The sequence below is a fragment of the Priestia endophytica genome (assembly GCF_026790145.1).
GTDB classification, from domain to species: Bacteria; Bacillota; Bacilli; order Bacillales; family Bacillaceae_H; genus Bacillus_I; species Bacillus_I endophytica_A.
In genome coordinates this window covers 1-4,159 of record NZ_JALAMS010000067.1, presented here as the reverse complement: position 1 = coordinate 4,159, position 4,159 = coordinate 1, and the positions used below count along the sequence as shown (strand labels likewise).

Annotated in this window: 6 protein-coding genes and 1 pseudogene; all 7 read right to left on the bottom strand. The window is 37.4% G+C overall.

Annotated elements, in window-relative coordinates:
• Nucleotides 1-728 (bottom strand): relaxase/mobilization nuclease domain-containing protein (locus tag MOC86_RS26330; protein ID WP_268586856.1); only part of this gene is annotated, 728 nt, incomplete at its 3' end.
• On the bottom strand, nucleotides 710-1,081 hold the full coding sequence (locus tag MOC86_RS26325) for a MobC family plasmid mobilization relaxosome protein (RefSeq protein ID WP_268586855.1): 372 nt from the start codon (nucleotides 1,079-1,081) through the stop codon (nucleotides 710-712). The genes MOC86_RS26325 and MOC86_RS26330, both read right to left, overlap by 19 nt.
• 233 nt (nucleotides 1,082-1,314) lie before the next feature.
• Nucleotides 1,315-1,689, bottom strand: a complete 375-nt coding sequence (locus MOC86_RS26320) for a LuxR C-terminal-related transcriptional regulator (RefSeq protein ID WP_268586854.1) — start codon at nucleotides 1,687-1,689, stop codon at nucleotides 1,315-1,317.
• 113 nt (nucleotides 1,690-1,802) lie between these two features.
• Nucleotides 1,803-1,967 (bottom strand): hypothetical protein, encoded by a 165-nt coding sequence (locus MOC86_RS26315; RefSeq protein WP_268586853.1) that lies wholly within the window; start codon nucleotides 1,965-1,967, stop codon nucleotides 1,803-1,805.
• A gap of 340 nt (nucleotides 1,968-2,307) precedes the next feature.
• Entirely contained in the window at nucleotides 2,308-2,916 is a 609-nt protein-coding gene (locus MOC86_RS26310) for a helix-turn-helix domain-containing protein (protein ID WP_268586857.1), read from the bottom strand.
• A 309-nt stretch (nucleotides 2,917-3,225) separates the two neighbouring features.
• Nucleotides 3,226-3,450 (bottom strand): hypothetical protein, encoded by a 225-nt coding sequence (locus MOC86_RS26305; RefSeq protein WP_268586852.1) that lies wholly within the window; start codon nucleotides 3,448-3,450, stop codon nucleotides 3,226-3,228.
• 276 nt (nucleotides 3,451-3,726) lie between these two features.
• Nucleotides 3,727-4,159, bottom strand: a pseudogene (locus tag MOC86_RS26300) (hypothetical protein); the annotation flags it as partial.

Genomic DNA, 4,159 nt, shown 5'->3' with positions numbered 1-4,159 from the left:
CCACGTTTACGCTTTTCAAACTCATTTTTCAACGTCTCCTTTTCATATGAATTTCCAAGCCTTGAACCTCTTACTTTACGGTCATTATCGGGATGTTTGAACGTGATGTTTTTTCCTCTCTCTAAAACCTCTATACCATGCTTTTCAGTAAGATTTTGTTTAAATTCTTCATAGCTTTTTGCATGTTGCTTTTCTATATCAACTTTATCCCTTATATCGTCTTTCCAACTGAATTTATCATTATCAATAAGTGCTTTTTCAGCTTGTGTATAGCGCATTTCAGCCGATTTTTCTTTCACTATGGATAAATCTCTTTCTTTGCACAGGCGGTCACTCGCTTCTCTCACTCGCTCAATCGCTTCTTTGCCATGTGCTTGATATTTAGAGCCATTTTCGATGTTAACGGAATTGATGACAATGTGGTTATGTATGTGTTCCTTATCCGCATGCGTATAAATGGCAACCTGATAGTCTTTTGCAACAGATTTAGCTAATTCTAAACCGATTTCATTCGCTTGCTCCGCTGTCACCTCTCCAGGCTGGAAAGACTGAATAATGGTGTGCGCCTGGATCCCATCATCTTTTCCGTAAAGCATACGCAATTCCTTAAAGTTTGATTTGGCATAATCTATATCGCAATTATGGCCACTCTTTTCGACTGCTCGCTTTTCAGCATAATTGATCGCTCTACTTGCTGACTTGGTGCTTCCTAGTTTAATCGTTGCCATAGCTCGCTCACTTCTTTTCTCAAGTGCTCAATATTGTAATTCAGGCGTTCCCAATCCACGTTGCCTTCTTTCTTCGAATTACAATATTTTGCGATTTGATTCACGTTGGTCCCCAACTTGCTCAAATCTCTTGCAATCGCTTGTCTCGTCTCCTTATCAAATTTCGGAGCGACTAAGCGACTGCCTTGTGCCTTCTTCTTCACGAAGCTCGGCACACTCATATTCAACGTTTCAGCGGATTGCTGAAGCTTTGAATATTCGTCCTCGCTCACTCGAAAACTGATTTGGCGAGGCTCTTTACGGTTCGGAACCTTCCGTAAATTGCTAGCCATATCATTGTCTCGTTCACTCATCAAAACCCACCCCTTCATTCCGTTTTTCAAACGGACGCGCCGTTTAGAATTGTTCGTGTTATCTCCAATTCTAGCACTGGCGCTAGGGGTTTGGCAAGCTCTATATTTGCTAGCCACTGCGTGGCGCAAATACTGCTTGTTGGGGGTGTCCCCCAATCCCCCTTTCTGTTTTTGCTTGCGCAAAAAATGGCTTGCTCATGCTAGCCATAAAATAATTTGGGCAACGCCCAAATTCATATAAAATCTCTTCGAGATTCATATGAAAAAATCCCGTTCTCACTATACATGTTCGAACATATTTCGCGCATCTTTTGAATCGCTTCTTGCATCGAAGAAACCTGTAGCTTTCTCATGATGCTTTGTCGCTGTTTCTTAATTGTGCTTCTTCCTTTGAAAAGAATCTTTTCCATTTCAGAAACACTATGTCCATCCAAAGCCAATGTAAAAACCTTTCGTTCTGGCTCTGTAAATTGATGCAAAAAGAGTTGCTCTTTTAAAAACTTACATTCCTCTTCGACACGTTCCAGTCTATCAACCTCTTTAACTAAATCAGAAGCCAAACATAAAACATTTTCAATCCCGATAAGTAATTCTTCTTTTTGATCCATATATAAAACCCTCCTATTTTTTTCCGAGGGCAACCCATGTTATAATAATGATTCGTTGATATTTGACATGGGGTGCTTTCCTGCCAGGGAAAGTGCCCTTTCTCTTTTATTAATTACTTTTCTTTTTCATTAGAAGACTGTACATGTTCTTCTAATAATTTTTGGACATACTTTGTAATTGTCGTGTCATGTTTGACAGCTAAGAAACGTAACTCCTTATGTAACTCTTCTGGAATGTCACAAGTAAGACGACGTTTCCCTTCACCTACTCTTGCCATACTTCCTCCTTTTAGTACGTAATTACGTACCGATAGTTATATTATAAATGGAAACATATTCTATTGTCAATATTCTATAACTTTACTAATTATTTTTTTCGTTGCCTTCAGGCAACCTTTTCAGCCTTTAGGCTTCAACGCAAAATATATAAATTTAGTCTTGCAATTCTATCGCCGAATTGCTACTTAATTGAGAGTGAGAGTGTAAGACCTATTAAAAGTTTAAAAAAGGTTATTATATCAAGGGTTTTCAAGGGTTTTCTTTGTTATCAGATTTAATAACATTAGTTATCAGATTTGATAACAAAGAAAACTAAAAAAAAGAGCCCTTTTTCGGCTCTTAAAAAAGTTGTATAGGAAAGCCTGTTAGCTTCTGTTTTGCATTAATAAATAAGGCTTTTAAAGTCTCTTCAATGTTATCTTTGTCTCCTGAATAGAATAAGTTAGGATTAAGGAACAAAGCATATGTACGAACATTAACGCCTTCTTGCTTATGTCCTTCACCTTTTACAATGATTCCTTTTTCAACTAATCCTTTAATGATTCTACTAATTGTTGAGCGACTTGTTCCAAGCCGTTCTGCTAACTGGCTTTGATTTAAAGGAACAGGACTTTTTGAATGTATATCATCTACTAAACAATTACTTTTAAAACCTAAAAACCTTTGTATTCTCATTAAAAATAATACTTCTTCATCTGTGAAATATTTATTTTCAAGAGCATAATTCCAATTATCTTGAATCAATTGAACAAACCTCACTTTCGATTGTGGGGAACGCTTAGTACCGATGTATATCTCCTTTCCTCCAGTCGCTTTACTTAACGTCTTCATGGCTTCGTTTACTTCCTCTTGATCCACGCCATGATACTCATTATTCATCTTTTGTTTTTCTTTATTTATATCTCTTACTCTTGTATTCTTAGAAGCTCTAGAAGAGCCTTTAATAATAGCTTGTTGTCCTTCTGGAAGAGCCTTAAATGCTTCTTGTTTCTCCTTGCGTTTTTGTTCTCGTTCTAGTCTTCTTTGTTCAAATGAATTGCTCACTACAATTCCCCCATTTTTCTCTGGAAGGAATTAAACCCTCATGTTAGAATACATATATACAAATGTAAATAAGAGTTCAATCCTTCCATATTTTTTTAGAGAAAAGCCCTTCTGTCCGCTAAAACTAGAGGGCTTTTCTCATGCCTTCTTTTCATAATCTCTGATTTTTCTTTCAATTCCTATTAATAGTCTATCATAATAACAAATCACCAATCAGTCCCAATCCCCCTCTTCGTTTTCATCTTCATCATCTTCTCTATCAGGGAATTTTACTTCATGTAACGTATCGATTCCCATCAAGACTATATCCGTTACCGTTATTCTCGAAATAGTTGTTTCGCTTTCAAAGAGGTCAACCAATTCTTCAAGTTGTCTTAAACCTTTTTCATCTAGACGTACTGAAATCCGTTCATTTATGGGCTTTTTTCTTTTTCTCACACTTACACCTTCTTATGGCACTTAAGTCAGATAATATTTGTCTGACAGATGTGACGGATATTATTAATCCTTGTTACTATAACATTTCGTATACACAATAACTAGCAAGGAAGAGGGCTGAAGCCCCCTAAGATAGCCTAAAGGCTATCAAGATATATAATTATTAATTAAAGACTCAACAGCCATTTAAATACTAAATATACTGGGACTACGAATACAGCTGCGCCCAGTCCATATTTCATCCAATCTAACCACCCATTGATAACAAGACCTAATTTAGCGCTCGATATCATACTCTTGCTGTTTGCTTCTAACTCGTCCAGATTTCGCTCGATTTGGTTGCGTAGGTATCCGACCTCGCTCTTCATATTCGCGTTCATGTTGTCCAATTTCTCCTGAACGGTTTTCCTGTTCTCTTCTAACTGATTTTCCATTACCACTATCATTTTTGCTAGAGTCTCCAAATTGCTGTTGATAGATTTCTTGTGTAGCTCGGTTACGTTCTGCAAGTTGTCGATGGATCGCTTCGAAGTCAATCGAATCTCCTCTTGTACTTGTCGGCTCGTATTTTTGATTTTTTCGAGCTCCTGTGTCATCGTCATTTCTTTGTTCATATTCTCTTTGAGAAAGGTCGAGAGATAGCCCTCTGTCGCTTTCAGGCGGGCAATCATTTCCTCGTAATTCATGTTCGGCTTTTCCTCGCTCTTGA